Origin of the sequence: Nocardia anaemiae NBRC 100462, from assembly GCF_001612725.1 — a bacterium.
Taxonomy (GTDB): Bacteria; Actinomycetota; Actinomycetes; order Mycobacteriales; family Mycobacteriaceae; genus Nocardia; species Nocardia anaemiae.
Genome location: NZ_BDAZ01000034.1, coordinates 142,853 through 158,770 on the forward strand (window position 1 = coordinate 142,853; position 15,918 = coordinate 158,770).

Annotated in this window: 15 protein-coding genes; 8 read left to right on the top strand and 7 right to left on the bottom strand. The window is 66.9% G+C overall.

From position 1 onward, the window contains the following. Positions 1–11: 11 nt before the first annotated feature. Positions 12–1,397 (bottom strand): class II 3-deoxy-7-phosphoheptulonate synthase, encoded by a 1,386-nt coding sequence (locus NA5_RS21380; RefSeq protein ID WP_062988734.1) that lies wholly within the window; start codon positions 1,395–1,397, stop codon positions 12–14. Between the two features lie 107 nt (positions 1,398–1,504). On the opposite strand from NA5_RS21380, the gene NA5_RS21385 reads away from it, so the two are divergent. Beyond that, the gene (locus NA5_RS21385; protein ID WP_084484315.1) at positions 1,505–2,023 is read left to right on the top strand and encodes a polyadenylate-specific 3'-exoribonuclease AS; all 519 of its coding nucleotides are present in this window, start codon (positions 1,505–1,507) and stop codon (positions 2,021–2,023) included. Positions 2,024–2,071: 48 nt separating this feature from the next. Here NA5_RS21385 and qcrB read toward each other — a convergent pair whose 3' ends face one another. From qcrB to ctaE, 4 genes are all read right to left on the bottom strand, one after another. Beyond that, positions 2,072–3,694, bottom strand: coding sequence for a cytochrome bc1 complex cytochrome b subunit (qcrB, locus tag NA5_RS21390; protein WP_062988736.1), 1,623 nt, complete (start codon positions 3,692–3,694; stop codon positions 2,072–2,074). Beyond that, entirely contained in the window at positions 3,691–4,866 is a 1,176-nt protein-coding gene (gene qcrA, locus NA5_RS21395; RefSeq protein WP_062988738.1) for a cytochrome bc1 complex Rieske iron-sulfur subunit, read from the bottom strand. Before qcrA ends, qcrB begins: the two co-directional genes overlap by 4 nt. A gap of 20 nt (positions 4,867–4,886) precedes the next feature. Further along, positions 4,887–5,750, bottom strand: coding sequence for a cytochrome bc1 complex diheme cytochrome c subunit (gene qcrC, locus NA5_RS21400; RefSeq protein WP_062988740.1), 864 nt, complete (start codon positions 5,748–5,750; stop codon positions 4,887–4,889). Between the two features lie 61 nt (positions 5,751–5,811). After that, complete coding sequence (gene ctaE, locus NA5_RS21405; protein WP_084484316.1) at positions 5,812–6,423, bottom strand: aa3-type cytochrome oxidase subunit III; 612 nt, start codon at positions 6,421–6,423, stop codon at positions 5,812–5,814. 318 nt (positions 6,424–6,741) lie between these two features. Between ctaE and NA5_RS21410 the strand changes: the two genes are divergently transcribed. Then, a complete protein-coding gene (locus tag NA5_RS21410) occupies positions 6,742–7,161 on the top strand; it encodes a hypothetical protein (RefSeq protein WP_062988744.1) in 420 nt (139 codons plus the stop codon). Positions 7,162–7,231: 70 nt separating this feature from the next. Next, positions 7,232–8,287, top strand: coding sequence for an anthranilate phosphoribosyltransferase (trpD, locus tag NA5_RS21415; protein ID WP_062988829.1), 1,056 nt, complete (start codon positions 7,232–7,234; stop codon positions 8,285–8,287). Between the two features lie 64 nt (positions 8,288–8,351). Here trpD and NA5_RS21420 read toward each other — a convergent pair whose 3' ends face one another. Further along, a complete protein-coding gene (locus NA5_RS21420; RefSeq protein ID WP_062988747.1) occupies positions 8,352–8,627 on the bottom strand; it encodes an Lrp/AsnC family transcriptional regulator in 276 nt (91 codons plus the stop codon). 5 nt (positions 8,628–8,632) lie between these two features. Beyond that, the gene (locus NA5_RS21425; RefSeq protein WP_062988749.1) at positions 8,633–10,402 is read right to left on the bottom strand and encodes a DEDD exonuclease domain-containing protein; all 1,770 of its coding nucleotides are present in this window, start codon (positions 10,400–10,402) and stop codon (positions 8,633–8,635) included. A gap of 605 nt (positions 10,403–11,007) precedes the next feature. On the opposite strand from NA5_RS21425, the gene NA5_RS21430 reads away from it, so the two are divergent. From NA5_RS21430 to NA5_RS21450, 5 genes are all read left to right on the top strand, one after another. Then, the gene (locus tag NA5_RS21430) at positions 11,008–11,580 is read left to right on the top strand and encodes a C40 family peptidase (protein ID WP_062988751.1); all 573 of its coding nucleotides are present in this window, start codon (positions 11,008–11,010) and stop codon (positions 11,578–11,580) included. Positions 11,581–11,905: 325 nt separating this feature from the next. Next, entirely contained in the window at positions 11,906–12,853 is a 948-nt protein-coding gene (locus tag NA5_RS21435) for an NlpC/P60 family protein (RefSeq protein WP_084484317.1), read from the top strand. 6 nt (positions 12,854–12,859) lie between these two features. Continuing rightward, positions 12,860–13,858, top strand: coding sequence for a hypothetical protein (locus NA5_RS21440; protein WP_062988754.1), 999 nt, complete (start codon positions 12,860–12,862; stop codon positions 13,856–13,858). Positions 13,859–14,323: 465 nt separating this feature from the next. Then, complete coding sequence (locus NA5_RS21445; protein WP_062988755.1) at positions 14,324–15,451, top strand: glycosyltransferase family 4 protein; 1,128 nt, start codon at positions 14,324–14,326, stop codon at positions 15,449–15,451. 49 nt (positions 15,452–15,500) lie between these two features. Further along, positions 15,501–15,890, top strand: coding sequence for a hypothetical protein (locus NA5_RS21450; protein WP_062988832.1), 390 nt, complete (start codon positions 15,501–15,503; stop codon positions 15,888–15,890). Positions 15,891–15,918: the final 28 nt, after the last annotated feature.

Genomic DNA, 15,918 nt, shown 5'->3' on the forward strand with positions numbered 1-15,918 from the left:
GAAAGCCGTGGTCAGCGCAGCATTTCCGCGACCAGGAAGGCCAGTTCCAGCGACTGCTGGGTGTTCAGCCGCGGATCGCATGCGGTCTCGTAGCGACCGGACAGATCCAGATCGGAGATGTCCTGGGCGCCGCCGAGGCATTCGGTGACGTCCTCACCGGTCAGTTCGATGTGCAGTCCACCGGGATGGGTGCCGAGCGCGTGGTGCACCTCGAAGAAGCCCTGCACCTCGTCGATGATCCGGTCGAAGTGCCGAGTCTTGTAGCCGGTGGAGGCCTCGTGGGTGTTGCCGTGCATGGGGTCGCACTGCCAGATGACCTGGTGTCCGGTCGCCTGCACCTTTTCGATGATGGGCGGCAGTACGTCGCGGACCTTGGTATTGCCCATGCGCGAGACAATGGTCAACCGGCCCGGCTCGTTATTGGGATCGAGCCGCTCGACGTACTCCACGGCCTGATCCGGGGTGGTGGTCGGACCGATCTTCAGGCCGATCGGATTGGCGAGCAGCTCCGCGAAGGCGATATGCGCGCCGTCGAGCTGACGGGTGCGCTCGCCGATCCACAGGAAGTGCGCGGACAGGTCGTAGAGCACCGGCTCGCCCGCCGGGTTCTCGCCGAGACGCAGCATGGCGCGCTCGTAGTCCAGCACCAGCGCCTCATGGCTGGCGTAGATGCGGGCGGATTGCAGACTGGGATCGTTCACCCGGCAGGCGGTCATGAAGGCCAGGCCGCGGTCGATCTCCTCGGCCAGCGCCTCGTAGCGCGCACCGGCGGGCGACTGGGCGACGAAGTCGCGGTTCCAATCGTGCACGCGGTGCAGATCCGCCATACCCGCACCGGTCAGCGCGCGCACCAGGTTCATGGCGGCGCTGGCGTTGGCGTAGGCGCGGACCAGTCGCGACGGGTCGTGCTCGCGCACCTTCGCATCGGCGACCAGCGAGTTCACCATGTCACCGCGGTAGGACTTGAGGCCGAGCGCGTCGGTGTCCGAGGAGCGCGGCTTCGCGTACTGGCCTGCGATGCGCGCGACCTTGACCACCGGCAGGCTGGCGCCGTAGGTCAGCACCACGGCCATCTGCAGCAGGGTTCGGATATTGCCGCGGATATGCGGTTCGGTGTTATCGGCGAAGGTCTCCGCGCAGTCACCGCCCTGCATCAGGAAGGCCTCGCCGCGCGCGACCTCCGCGAGCTGCGCGCGCAGCTCCTCCACCTCGGCGGGTACGCAGATCGGCGGCACGCTCTCCAGCACAGTGCGCATCATCGCCGCCTGCTCCGGATCCCACGCCGGCTGCTGCAGCGCCGGACGCGCCAGCGCGTCGTCCAGCCGCCTACGCAGCTCTGCGGGCAGCGGCGGCAGCTCCGGCAGGCGATCGATGGGTACGTCGACGGTCCAGTTCACCCGTTCAGAATACGGATACCCCGGCCTGCGCAGATACCCGGTATGAGGGGTGGATTCTGTCCACCTAGGGTGGATAGCCGGGCACTATCGCCGCACCGTACCGATCTTTGGAGGACAGACCGATCTCGCTTCGATACTTTTATGACTGCGAATTCATCGAGGACGGGGTCACGATCGACCTCGTATCGATCGGTGTGGTCTGCGAGGACGGCCGCGAATACTACGCGGTCTCAACCGAATTCGATCCCGAACGGGCCGGTCCGTGGGTGCGCAGATACGTGCTGCCACAGCTGCCGCCGCCCGCCTCACCGCGCTGGCGCAGCCGCGAACAGATCCGCAAAGAACTCTACGAATTCCTGGTCCCGCGCCCCAGCGTCACCCCCGAGCTGTGGGCCTGGGTGGCCGCCTACGACCATGTCGCGCTGTGCCAGCTCTGGGGCTCCATGGTCGACCTGCCCAATGCCCTGCCCCGCTACACCAACGAACTGCGTCAGCACTGGGAGGCTCACGGCCGTCCCGAACTGCCCCCGGTCCCCCCGGACGCCCACGACGCCCTCGCCGACGCCCGCCACAACCTGGCCAAGTTCGAGGCCATCGAGGCCGCCCGGCGTCGGGTCTCCCGTTAAAGCGAAAGGCCCCGAGTCGAATTCGACTCGGGGCCTTTCATTTATCCGTCAGTGCGAATGGTTGCCGTTGCGACCGTTCGCCTTGTCCTGGACCTTCTGCAGGACGGCGAGCTGCTTGTGCTCTTCCGCGTGGTCGTCCTCGAAGGCCTGCTCGATCTCGTGCAGCGGATCGGCGCGCAAGAAGCTACCGGTGCCCGGCTTACCGGCCGAACCCAGCTTGTTCATCTTCTTGGGCACCGTCGCGCCCTGGTACTCCAGCGGGATCGGGTGGCCGTGGTCGTCGACCGGGCCGAGCGGCTGGTGCACCTCGATGTACTCACCGTGCGGCAGACGCTTGATCACACCGGTCTCGATGCCGTGCTCGAGCACCGCGCGGTCACTGCGCTGCAGACCGATGCAGAACCGGTAGGCGAGGAAGTACGCCACCGGCGGCACGACAAGCAGGCCGATGCGGCCCATCCAGGTGGTGGCGTTCAACGAGATGTCGAACTTCAGCGCCAGGATGTCGTTTACGCACGACAGTGTCAGCACCACATAGAAACCGATCGACATCGCACCGATCGCCGTGCGCACCGGCACGTCGCGCGGGCGCTGCAGCAGGTTGTGCTGCACATCGTCGCCGGTGAGGCGCTTCTCGATCCACGGGTAGGCGATCAGCACCGTGAACACCAGACCCATGATCAGCGCCACCCAGAACACGGCCGGAACTGTGTAACGACCGATGTAGAGCTCCCACGGCGGCATCAGACGTGCCAGACCGTCGGTCCACATCATGTAGAAGTCGGGCTGGGAACCCGCCGACACCTGTGAGGGGTTGTACGGACCCATGTTCCAGATCGGGTTGATCTGCAGCACACCGGCCATGATCGCCACGATGCCGAGGGTGAAGGCGAAGAACGCGCCTTGATCGGAGGCGAACACCGGCACGATGCGCGCACCGACGACATTGTTCTCGGTGCGGCCCGGACCGGGGAACTGAGTGTGCTTCTGGTACCAGACCAGCGCGACGTGCGCGGCGATCAGCGCCAGAATGATGCCAGGGAACAACAGCACGTGCGCGATGTACAGGCGCGGAATGATGATGTCGCCCGGGAAGTCACCGCCGAAGATCAGCCAGTGCATCCAGGTGCCGATGATCGGGATACTCATCGTGATACCGCCGAACGCGGCCCGCAGACCGGTACCCGAGAGCAGGTCGTCGGGCAGCGAGTAACCGAAGAAGCCCTCGAACATGGCCAGGATCAGCAGCAGGCAGCCGATGACCCAGTTCGCCTCGCGCGGCTTGCGGAACGCACCGGTGAAGAAGATGCGGAACAGGTGCACGATGATCGAGGCCGCGAAAAGCAGTGCGGCCCAGTGGTGCACCTGGCGCACGAACAGACCACCGCGCACCTCGAAGGAGATGTTCAGCGCCGTCTCGTAGGCCCGCGACATGGTCACACCACGCAGCGGCTGGTAGGCGCCGTTGTAGACGACCTCGCTCATCGACGGATCGAAGAACAGGGTGAGATACACGCCCGACAGCAGCAGGATGATGAAGCTGTAGAGCGCGATCTCGCCGAGCAGGAACGACCAGTGGGTCGGGAAGACCTTGTTGATCGACCGCTTCACGAACGCCGCGGCGCGGTACCGCTCGTCGGCCTCGTTGGCTTGGGCTGCAACCCGACTCATGAACGACGCTCCCAGTAGGCCGGTCCGAGCGGCTCGATGAAGTCGCCCGCGGCGACCAGGTAGCCCTCGGAATTGACGGTGATCGGCAGCTGCGGCAGTGCGCGAGCGGCGGGACCGAAGACCGGCTTACCCCATTCGGTCGCCAGGAACTGCGACTGGTGGCAGGGGCACAGGATCTTGTTGGTCTGCTGCTCGAACAGCGACGTCGGGCAACCGAGGTGGGTGCAGATCTTCGAGTAGGCGAAGTAGTCGCCGTAGTTGAAGCTCTCCTGCCCCTTGCGCTTGATGGCCTTCTGCGCGTCTTCGGTGCGCAGCCGGATCAGCATGACGGCGTTGCGGATACCGCGCAGGGACTGCAGCGTCGCGTGCTCGTCACCGCGCCACTTCTCCTTCCACGGGAACACCGTCTCCATGGCGCCCGCGTCCAGATCCTCGGGACGAACCAGCACGATGTCCTCGGGACGACCGGTGTCGCGACGGATGTAGATCGTCTCGCCCGCGAAGTCCGGGGTCCAGCCCGAGACCCACAGCGGCGACTTGTCGCCCTTGGCCCACGGGTTCTTGATCAGGCCGCCGACGAAGACCAGCAGCGCACCGACACCGAGTACGCCGACACCGGCGCCCGCGGTCCGGGTGATCATCTTGCGACGACCCAGCGTGGAGGTATCCAGCGCGTCCTGCAGCTCGGCGACCAGGGTGCGGCGTTCGACCTCGGGCGAGGGCCCGTCGTGGCGGTCCTGGATGGACAGCTCGGCCGGTATGAACTTCTTGCGGATCAGCACCACCGCGACGCCGATGACCAGCACGGAGATACCCAAGCTGAGGCCGACCAGCGGGGTGAACAGCGAGTAGGCGGTGTGGCCGTCCTCGTCCTTGCCCTTGAATTCCCAAGGCCAGAACAGGAAGACCCCGACCAGGACCGCGGCCGCGATACCGGAGACCGCGAACCAGAAAGAGACCTGTCGCTCGGCGCGCTTCTCGGCGCGGGTGCCCGGCACCGGGAACCGCTCGCGCCGGTAGGCGACGTCGACGCCGTCGCGCTCGGTACCGAGCTTGACCAGCTCGTCGCGCGACATCGCGTCGAGTTCTTCCTCGGTGGGCTCAGCCGGTGTGGTGTTCACCTGCTCGTTCGACGGCTCCACACCGTCGTGGCCCTCATCCGGCCGACCCATGTCAGTTGGCTCCTTATTGCTCATGAACGTGATCCGATCCACATCGCGGCGCCGACGACCAGCGTGATGCCGACCACCCACATGGCCAGACCCTCGGTCGCGGGACCGAACCCGCCGAGATCCCAGCCGCCGGGGCTCTTCTCCTCGGTGGCGTTCTTGACGTAGGCGACGATGTCACGCTTCTCTTCCGGGCTCAGCTGCCGGTCGGAGAACTTCGGCATGTTCTGCGGACCGGTGAGCATCGCATCGTAGATCTGCTGCTCGCTCGCGGGTTCCAGCGGCGGTGCGAACTTACCGGAGGACAGCGCACCGCCGCGGCCGGTGAAGTTGTGGCAGGACGCGCAGTTCATCCGGAACAGCTCCGAACCGCGGGCCACATCCGGACCGCGCAGCGATTCCTGGGCGATCTCGCCATTGGCGTCGCGGACCACGCTCGGGCCGCCGCCGTTGGACGCGACGTACGCGCTGAGGGCGTCGATCTGGTGCGCGTCGAACTTCGGTGGCTTGCGCTGGGCCTGGGCCTCGTTGCGCGCCATCGGCATGCGGCCGGAGGAGACCTGGAAGTACACGGCCGCCTCACCGACGCCGATCAGGCTCGGACCGCGGTCGGGCACGCCCTGCAGGTTGGCGCCGTGGCAGGTGATGCAGGAGGTCTCGTAGAGCTGCTTGCCGTCGCGGATCAGCGCGGACTGGTCCTCGTTCGCGGTCGCGACCTGCGGGTCCGGCGTGATCGCGGTGGCGAGGAATCCGGCTCCGACGAGGCCCACCAGCAGCGCGAGCCCACCCGCGATGCGACGCCGCATGCGGCGCTGCTTGCGGATCTTGCTGGCCTCGCCGTTCCCGGGGCTGGCGGGCTCTGGCGCTGACGGGGGAGATGAACTCATCTGTGTCCCTTTGGAGTAGACGGAACCGACTTGTGCAAAAGATTCGGGGTACTGGCCCGGCTCAGCGGACGAAGTAGATCGTGGCGAACAGCCCGATCCAGACGATGTCGACGAAATGCCAGTAGTAGGAGACGACGATCGCGGCGGTGGCCTGTGCCGGGGTGAACTTACTGACCTTGGTGCGGATCAGCAGGAAGACGAAGGCGATCAGACCGCCGATGACGTGCAGTCCGTGGAAACCGGTGGTGATGTAGAACACCGAGCCGTAGGCGCTGCTCGAGATCGAGGTGCCCTCCTTGACCAGGTTGGTGTACTCGTAGCCCTGCCCGGCCACGAACAGCGCACCCATGATCAGGGTCACGACGTACCAGCGGCGCAGGCCGAACACATCGCCCTTCTCCGCCGCGAACACACCCATCTGGCAGGTGAACGAGGAGGCGACCAGCACGGTGGTGACCGGCACGGCAAGCTTCAGGTTCAGCTCGGTCGGTTCCGGCGGCCAGTTGCCGTGGGCCTGGGCGCGCGCGACGAAGTACATCGCGAAGAGCCCGGCAAAGAACATCAGCTCGCTGGACAGCCAGATGATGGTACCGACGCTCACCATGTTGGGCCGGTTCAGCGAATGCACACGCTGAGTAATGGCCGATCCTGGGGTCCCTACTGCGGTCGTCACGGGGGTAAGTATGACTCGTCGTAGTACGACACAAGTACCCGGGTGCGAAACTTGTCCTCCCGTGTCGGAAAACGCACGGACAGACAGCGTTTGATGGCCGCGCCACGGCGCGGCATGTCGGCGGCCCCCTGGTGTCTCGCGACCGAGCCGTCGAGACTCGCGACTGTGTCGTATGCGCTTGGACGACTCGGCCGCGAGACGGGCCGCCGACGGTCGCTCGAAGACGCGCTCCGTTGTGGTGACGTCGGGGTTTGTGAACGTCGCGCGATCACAGGATGACAGCCCAAGATTAGGAAAAGCTGAGATCAGGAGGCGGACGTGACGCGATGGTGGCAACGGCTGTTCGGCGGGAACGAACCCGAACCGCTCGATCCGAGCCGTTCCGATCTAGTAGTCGTCGCGGAGTGCTTCGATGACGCCGAGGCGTGTTCGACAACACTCTCGCGCGCCTCGGCTCTCAAAGCCGATGAGCCCGCACTGCTGCGCCATCACTTGCGTATTCCGCCCGATCGGATCGATGACGTCTGTGCGGTTGCCGCCCAAGACGGCTACACCGCGGGCCCGCGCACCGAAGGTCCACATGAGCTGGAATCGCTGATCCTGCAACGAGTTCAACTACTCGATGCACTGCACTGTTCGCAGGAGCGGAACAGGATGGTCGGTCTCGCCCAGCGTCACGACGGCGTCGTGGACGGCTGGGATGCCCTGCAACCGGGTTCCGCGACCGCGCAGCGCTGATAACGCCTCGACCACTACGCTCTATCGCGACAGACTGGTGCGCGAACCAGTGGTGACAGGAGAAGTGGACATGCGCAGCTGGCCCCAAGTACTCGGGACACTTGCCGATGGCGGCGATCTGGCGGCGGAGGACACGACCTGGGTGATCGATGAGATCTTCACCGACAACGCGACACAGGCACAGATCGCCGCGTTCGGTGTCGCGATGAAGATCAAGGGCCCGACTCCCACCGAACTGTCCGGCATGGCCGCGGGCATGCTCGGCCACGCCCGCCTGGTCCATGTCGACGGCGATGCGGTCGACATTGTCGGAACCGGCGGTGACCGGTCCGGTTCGGTGAATATCTCGACGATGTCCTCGATCGTGGTGGCCTCAGCCGGTGTGCCGGTGGTCAAGCACGGCAATCGCGCGGCCTCCTCGAAGAGCGGCGGCGCCGATGTGCTGGAGGCACTTGGCGTGAAACTGGCCCTCGGCCCCGAGGCGGTCGCTCGCTGCGTGCGCGAGGTCGGCATCGGCTTCTGCTTCGCGCCGCTGTTCCACCCCGCGTTGCGCTTCGCCGGTCCGGCCCGCAAGGAAATCGGCATACCCACCGTTTTCAATGTGCTCGGCCCGCTCACCAACCCCGCGCGACCGCGTGCCGGGTTGGTCGGCTGCGCCTTTCCCGAGCTGCTGCCGGTGATCGCCGGGGTATTCGCCGGGCGCGGCGCCAGCGCGATCGTGGTGCGCGGCAATGACGGCCTCGACGAGATCACCACCTCCGACACCACCGACGCGTGGATCGTGTCGGGCGGAAAACTGCGGAAGACCACCATCGATCCGACCCGCATCGGCATCGCGCGCGTCGATCTGAACGCATTGCGCGGCGGCGACGCCGAGGTCAATGCGGGCGTCGCGCGCAGCGTATTCGCGGGCACCGCGGGCCCGGTGCGCGATGCGGTACTGCTCAATTCCGCCGCCGCCATCGTCGCCTACGACTGGTCTCAAGGTGTCGGCGATCCGGATGCGGATATCCACGACGCCATCGCCGCGGGCATCGATCGCGCCGCCGAAGCCATCGACACCGGCAAATCCGCCGCCCTGCTGGACCGCTGGGCCAAACTCACCAACACCCTCGGCGACAACTGACTCCCGCGGCGCGAATTGTGCGTCACCCCCCGCACCTTCTCCTAAATCATTCCCTGATCACGGCTCACTCGCCCAGGGAGAAGCCCGCTTCGACGTCGGCGCGGGAATAGGACTTGAAGGCGATGTGCGTGGTGGTGCGAGCCACGCCGGGAGTCTTGTCGATCCGACCGGTCACCACATCGGCGATCTCCTCGTGGTCGCGCACCCGCACGATCGCGATCAGGTCGACATCGCCCGCGCAGGAGTAGACCTCGGTGACGCCCTCGGTGTCGGCGACCGCCTGCGCGGTCTCCGGAATGCGGGCGTTCTCGGCCTGGATCATCACGATCGCGGTAATCATGGCTGTCAGCCTAGGCGGTCACCACCCTCGTACCGCGCGAGTTCGGCCTCCGGCCCGTGCAGCCGGGCCCGCGCGGCCGCATCGGCCAGATCCGCCCACCCGGCCCAGCGTCCGGCACTTCGGATCGGTTCACGGTAGCCCTCACTCGTGCGCACGATCCGCACCCCCGGCCGTCCCAACCATCGCGTCACGAGACCGACCTCCTCCGGCGGCGCACCGCGCAATGGCGGGACCGGGTCCGGCAGTACGGTCTCCGCCGCCGCGACGATGCGTTCGATCACCGGCATGGGCGGCACACCCCGCGCCGAGGTTCCGGCCCCCGCCAGCCGCCCATAGCGAATCACCGCGTACTCCCAACCGCCCGCGCCGTCCGGATGCGCCGCGATCAGTTCGGCGAGCCGCGCCACCGCGGCGAGCCGCTGGGTGCGGTGCAGTGCCCGCACCACCGCGCCGGTCCGGTCGCGGAGTCTGGCGGCGGCCTCGAAATGCTCGGCCCCCGAATGAGTTTCGATGCGGTCGAGCATGGCCCGCAGCGGCGCGTCGCAGTGCCCCGCGAACAGCGCCCGAACGGCCGCGGCGGCGGGCTCGTATTCCTCCCTATATATAGGAGTGCCATCGACGGACGCCGGGCAGCCACCGACCACCGCGGGCGGGCAGTCGTGGCGACCGTCGCGTGGCAGTCGCGTTGTGCAGGTACGCAGGCCGCTGTGCTCCGCGATGGTGAGCGCGATGTCGTTCGCGACCATCCGAGAAGGGAAGGGCCCCAACGCATCCGCGGTCGGTGTGCGCGCGATCGCGAATCGAGGAAACGGTTCGTCGGTCAGCGTTATCCACCAACCGCGCTTGGGGAACTTCGAACGCCGGTTATAGGGCGGGGTGTGCGCGACGATCAGTCGCAGCTCGCGAACCGCGGCCTCCAGGCCGTGCGCGCACACCACGTGGTCGACCCGAATGGCAAGGGAGACCATCTCTTTCATCCGGCCGCGGGTCTCGGATCCGGTGAAGTAATTGCGCACGCGACGGCGCAGGTTCACGGCCGTGCCTATATAGAGGACTTCGTCGGACGGTCCGCGGAAGAGATAGACGCCAGGACTCGACGGCAGATCATTGGCGAGCACCCGCTTGGCGCGTTGGCGCGGTGTGACATTCGGCAGATAGTCGAGCAGTTCGGTCAGGCTGTGCACGCCGAGATTCCCGACGCGTCCGATGAGAGCGTGCAGCACGTCCACGGTGGCCCTGGCGTCGTCGAGGGCGCGGTGGTTCGGCTGGGTGCTCGCACCGAGCAGCGGCGCGAGCACACCGAGCCGGACCGAGGGCGCCTCGTCGCGGGCGAGCACGCGCCGCGCCAGCTTCACCGTGCACACCACCGGCCCGCTCGGCCACGGCATATCCATGCGGGCCGCGGCGGCGCGCAGGAAGGCCATATCGAAGCGGGCGTTGTGCGCGACCAGCACAGCGCCCTTGGCGAATTCGAGAAAACCCGGCAGCACCGCCTCGATCCGGGGCGCCTCGTAGACCATCGCGGTGGTGATCCCGGTGATCTGCACGATCGCGGGTGGTATGGCCCGTCCCGGATTGACCAGGGTCGCGAACTCTCCGAGCATTTCACCGCCGCGCACCTTCACCGCGCCGATCTCGGTGATCGCGTCACCTTCGGGGCTGGTGCCTGTCGTTTCCAGATCGACGATCACGAAAGTGGTGTCGTAGAGCGGCGTCTCGAGCTCGTCGAAGGCCAACTGCAGTGCGGCGGCCTGGCGCGGCGTCGGATCGGGCACGGCGTGCAGCGTAGGGCCTCGGTACGACAGGAACCGCGGGAAAGCCACCTGGGATTTCACCAGAGAAATGTCCGAATTACACGGTGAGGATTTCGCTCCGATTCCCACGAAATGATCTAGAACACCAAAAAGTGGCGCACATCACATTATTGAGCAAATTGCGTCAATCGGACGGACACGCCCGGGCGCCCCGCCACGTCGCCCTCGGCGTGCTGCCCGCGACGCCAACGAGAAGACCGTTCGGTTCGACTCGCACGACCCCACGCGGGCAGAGATACCGTCACTACCTGGGCAAATTCGGAGAATCGCAGCGTCTGAGACACGCCGACTCCAGACCGCTGACAGCCCGGCAGTGATGCCACCATCCCTGGGAAATCGCGCGTCGTTATCGTTTCGTGATTGGTGTGACTGAAGTCGCACATATTCGGTGGCGAATTTGTTGAGCATCGCCATTTCGGATGTTCCCGGCTTTACAAAACACCGTGATGTGTTCGTAACCTTTTCGAGACCTCACGGAGTTCGGCGCACCACCCGACGGTGCTTCGACACGCAGTCCGCTGCATCACCGGGTGCGGCGTCGTGGGGCAGATTGGAAGTACCGCATCATGGCGACCAACACCGTAAAGCGACATGCCCAGCGTGCCGTCGCGGCCGGAGCCGTCGGAGCTGCCACGCTCGGCGTCTTCCTGTTGCCCGCCGCGCCCGCCTCGGCCCAGCCGGTCACCATTCCCGGCGTCGGCACCTTCGACGTGCCGAACGAGATCCCGATCCCGCAGGGCATCCCGGGCATCGAGGTGCCCAACCCCGCCCCGCTGCCGTTCATGGCTCCCAAGAAGTCCGTGGGCGATATCGCGCTCGACGCCGCAATGAGCAAGATCGGTTCGCCGTACGTCTACGGCGCCGCGGGCCCGAACGCCTTCGACTGCTCGGGCCTGGTCAAGTGGTCCTACCAGCAGGCCGGTCTGGAGCTGCCGCGCACCAGCGGTGAGCAGCTGAACGCGGGCACCCCGGTCTCGCTCGACGACCTGCAGCCCGGCGATCTGGTGTCGTTCTACGGCGGCGGACACTCCGGCCTGTACGCCGGTGACGGCAACGTCGTTCATGCCTCCACCTCGGGCACCCCCGTGAAGCTCGCGCCGATCTCCTCCATGCCGGTCACCGGCGCGCGCCGCTTCTGAGCAGCTCTTTCGATCACGCCGCCCGGCCGTACGAAGCGGCCGGGCGTCGGGACGGCGTGTGTGATCATTTTGTGGCCCACTGGACACAGAGCCACGCCGTTCCGTAACCTAATCGAGACCTTCCCGGGTTGCGGAGTTCGCCGCAGAGGTTCCGCAGCTTACGGAGGCGACAAGATCGCTTCACGAGAGAAACGGGGCCTGGCGCGCTGTGACAGCACATCACCGGAGACAACACTCGAAACGTCTGGCGGGAGGGGCATTCGCAGCAGCGGTCCTGGTCGCCGCACTGTGCGGTGGCAGTCCAGCCGGAGCCGATCCGGCCGCCATGCCGACCACGGCCAGTGAGGCCGTGCAGCGGATGATCGACCTGTCTCGCGAATCCGAGCAACTCAATCAGCAGGCGCTCGAAGCGCAGGCCGATCTCGATGTCAAACTCGGCGTGCTGCACGATGCCGACGCCAAACTCGCTGCGGCCACGCAGACCGCCGATGCGGCCCGCGCGGAAGTCCGCAAGTTCCAGCCGGTTGTCGATCGCACCGTCATCGCCGCTTATCAGGGCGCGCGCACGAGCCGCCTCTCCGCTGTGCTGCTGAGCGATTCGCCGCAGCGTCTGCTGGACCAGATGTCCACCATCGACGTGATCTCGGCCAGGAACTCCGAGCAGCTCAATCTCTACAAGCAGGCCACCGCGGCCGCGACCGACGCGGAAAACGCCGCACGTGCCGCCGCCGATACCGCCCGCGCGGCCTCCGATAAGGCCGACCAAGTGCGCGCCGACCTCGAGCGCAAACGAGCGGGCCTGTCCGGATCCATCGCGCAGGTGGTCGAGGCGTGGGGTCAGTTGTCCACCAAGGACAAATCGGCATTGGCCGGATCCCCCTTCCCGCCCGGATTCGATACCGACACCCTGCTGCGCGGGCTCGTTCCCGGTAGCGGCACCAGCGCATTGGCCGCCGGACTGACCCGCATCGGCGACCCTTATGTGTGGGGCGCGACCGGACCGCATCAGTTCGACTGCTCCGGCCTGGTGCAGTGGGCTTTCAAACAGGTCGGCAAGGATGTGCCGCGGACCAGTTCGCAGCAGGCCAGCTACGGCACCCCGGTGGACAAGGCGGATCTGCAGCCCGGCGACGTCGTGTTCTTCTACTCCGATATCTCCCATGTCGGCATCTACGCGGGCAATGGATTGATGCTGCACGCCTCCACGTTCGGGGTTCCGGTAGCCGTTGCGCCGATGGGGTCGACGCCCTATCACTCGGCTCGGCGATACTGAGCAGCTATGAGTAGCTTTCGGCGGGCGCGCGCCTGGTTGTTCGTGCGGCGCCGCTTCCAGTTCGTCGCCACCGTCGCGATGGTGGCCGTACTGACCGGCACCTGCGGTGCGCTGCTGATGATGCCGAATTCGGTACTGCCGAAACTGCGTGCGGCCCAGCCGACTCCGATCGGCAGCCTGCGCGCCGCCGATGACGATCCGCGCCTGGCCGCGGTGCGGCGCACGCTCGAACCCTTCGGACAGCTGGTCACCGAGCAGGTGCCGACCGGGAACGGCCAGCAGTCCCTGGTCGTCGGTCATCCGGGGCAGCAGGCCGAAATCGATACGCTGGCGGGCGAACTCGCCGCCGCGACCACGGCCGTCACCGGAGTGTGGGGGCCGGACTGGGCCCAGTCCGCGATGGTGGTCGTCGCATCGAATCCGTCGGAGTTCGCCGCGCTGGTGCGCTCGGGTGCGAGCATGCCCGCCGATGTCGCCGCGGCCTCGGTCGCCGATCCCTTCGTACCTGGCACCAAGCCGACCGGCCAGCGCGTGGTCTTCAGCTCCGATGCCGGACGCCGCCTCGACGCCGACGGTCTGCGCACCCTGCTGCGCCACGAACTCACCCATATCGCTACCCGGGCCAAGACCGTCGACGGCGCACCCCAGTGGATGCTCGAGGGCTTCGCCGAATTCGTGGCCCACCTCGGCACCGGACACCATTTCGCCGATATCGCACCGACGGTCGCCACCCGCATACGGGCCGGAGACGTCCCGCGCGATCTCCCGACCGCCGCCGACTTCGCTGGCAGTGGCGCCGTCGCCGCCTATGAGCAGGCCTGGTCGGTCTGCGCATTCGTCGCCGAGAAGTTCGACCAGCCGCGCCTGGTCGAGCTCTACCGCCGCGTCGCAGTGGGCAAACAGGACCCCGCGAGCGAGGACCGCATCATGCGCGATGTTCTTGGCGTCAGCCGTAACGACATGGTCGCCGACTGGCGCGCTTGGTTATCGGCCCGCGCCACTTGAGTCGAGCGTCGACGCATGCCCCGCCCACAACGGAGCGAGTCCTCCGAGCGACGTTCGCGACCCGTCTCGCGTCCGAGGCGTCGAAACTCATGCACCGGAGGCGCGAGTCCCGACCATCCGGCACCAATGCACCAGGTGCCGAACGTCTCCGCCATCACGAACCCAACAGAGCGAGTCTTACGAGCGACCGTTCGCGATCCGTCTCGCGTCCGAGCCGTCGAAACGCATGCCGCAGCCGTGGCATTCGACCATCGAGCACGCGTGCAACAAGTGCCGAACGTCCCGCCCTCGGCGACCACCACGGAACGAGTCTTACGAGCGACCGTTCGCGGCCCGTCTCGCGTCCGAGTCGTCGAAGCGCATGCGACGAAGTCGCGAGTCTCGACGGCTCGGACGCGAGACACCAGGGGGCCGCGAACACGCCGCGGCGGAGCCGCGGCAAATTAGACACAGTAGTTTGTTCGCATGGCCCGAACTCTGCTGGTTACCAATGATTTCCCGCCGCGGCCGGGCGGTATCCAGTCGTATTTGCAGGCGTTGGCCGGTGAGCTGCCGCCCGATGATCTGGTCGTTTACGCTCCGCGGTGGCGTGGCGACAGTCATCTGAAATTCGATGCGAAACAGAAGTTCCAGGTGGTGCGCCACCCGACCACGCTGATGCTGCCGACACCGCTGGTGCTGCGGCGGGCCGCGCGCCTGCTGCGCAGCGAGAACTGCGACACGGTGTGGTTCGGTGCGGCGGCACCGCTGGCGCTGCTGTCGCCGATGCTGCGGCGCGCGGGTGCCACCCGGATTCTGGCGAGTACCCACGGCCACGAGGTCGGCTGGTCCATGCTGCCGGGTGCGCGGCAGGCGCTGCGCGCGATCGGCGAGCACACCGATGTCGTCACCTATGTCAGCAGATATACGCGCGGGCGGTTCGCCTCGGCGTTCGGGCCGAATGCCGCGCTCGAATATCTGCCGCCGGGAGTGGATACCGAGGTCTTCCGACCGGATCCGGCCGCGCGCGCGGAATTGCGCGAGCGCTACGGCCTCGGCGATCGCCCGACCATCCTGTGCCTGTCGCGACTGGTTCCGCGCAAGGGACAGGACGCATTGATCGTCGCCATGCTGGAGATCCGCGCTCGGATTCCCGGTGCGGTGCTGGTGATCGCGGGCGGCGGACCGTACGAGGACAAGTTGCACGGGCTCGCGGCGGCCCTCGGCCTCGGCGATGACGTGGTCTTCACCGGCCGCGTCCCGTCCAGCGAACTCGCGGCCCATCACACCCTTGCCGATGTGTTCGCCATGCCGAGCCGCACCCGAGGGGCCGGGCTCGATGTCGAAGGTCTCGGCATCGTGTATCTGGAGGCCTCCGCGTCCGGAGTGCCGGTGGTCGCCGGACGTTCGGGTGGTGCGCCGGAGACCGTGTTGGAGGGCAAGACCGGCCGCGTCGTCGACGGACGCAAGAGCACCGAGATCGCCGATGCCATCGTCGAGATCCTGTCCGATCGCGATGCCGCCGCGCAGATGGGCGCGGCGGGACGCGCGTGGGTCGAGGAACAGTGGCGCTGGGACAGCCTGGGCGCTCGGCTACGTCAACTGCTGCAATAAAGGCGACGGCGGCTCACAGATCGGGGCTGTGATCTACTACGCTCGGGCCGTGAGCAGTATTCAGGTCGCTGATCAGACGTTCGTCGCCGCCCCAGGGGCCGCGGTCGCCGAGATCCTGGCCGGGGAGAACAATTGGCGCCGCTGGTGGCCCGATCTGACCCTCGGCGTCCGGGAAGACCGGGCCGACAAGGGTATTCGCTGGTCGGTCACCGGTGCGCTGACCGGAACCATGGAAGTATGGCTGGAGCCCGCCCTGGACGGGGTGATCCTGCATTACTTCCTGCACGCCGAACCGAAGGCGCCGACCCGGGATCTGGCCGCGGCCAATCGGGCGCGCCGGGTGGCGGGCAAGGATATGTCGTTCGAGATCAAGGCCAGGCTCGAGGCGGGCCGCGCGGCCGGTGTCGCACCGGCACACGCCGCCCCGACCGCCCGCTGACGCGCACGAGCACAGCACAGCAGCTGAA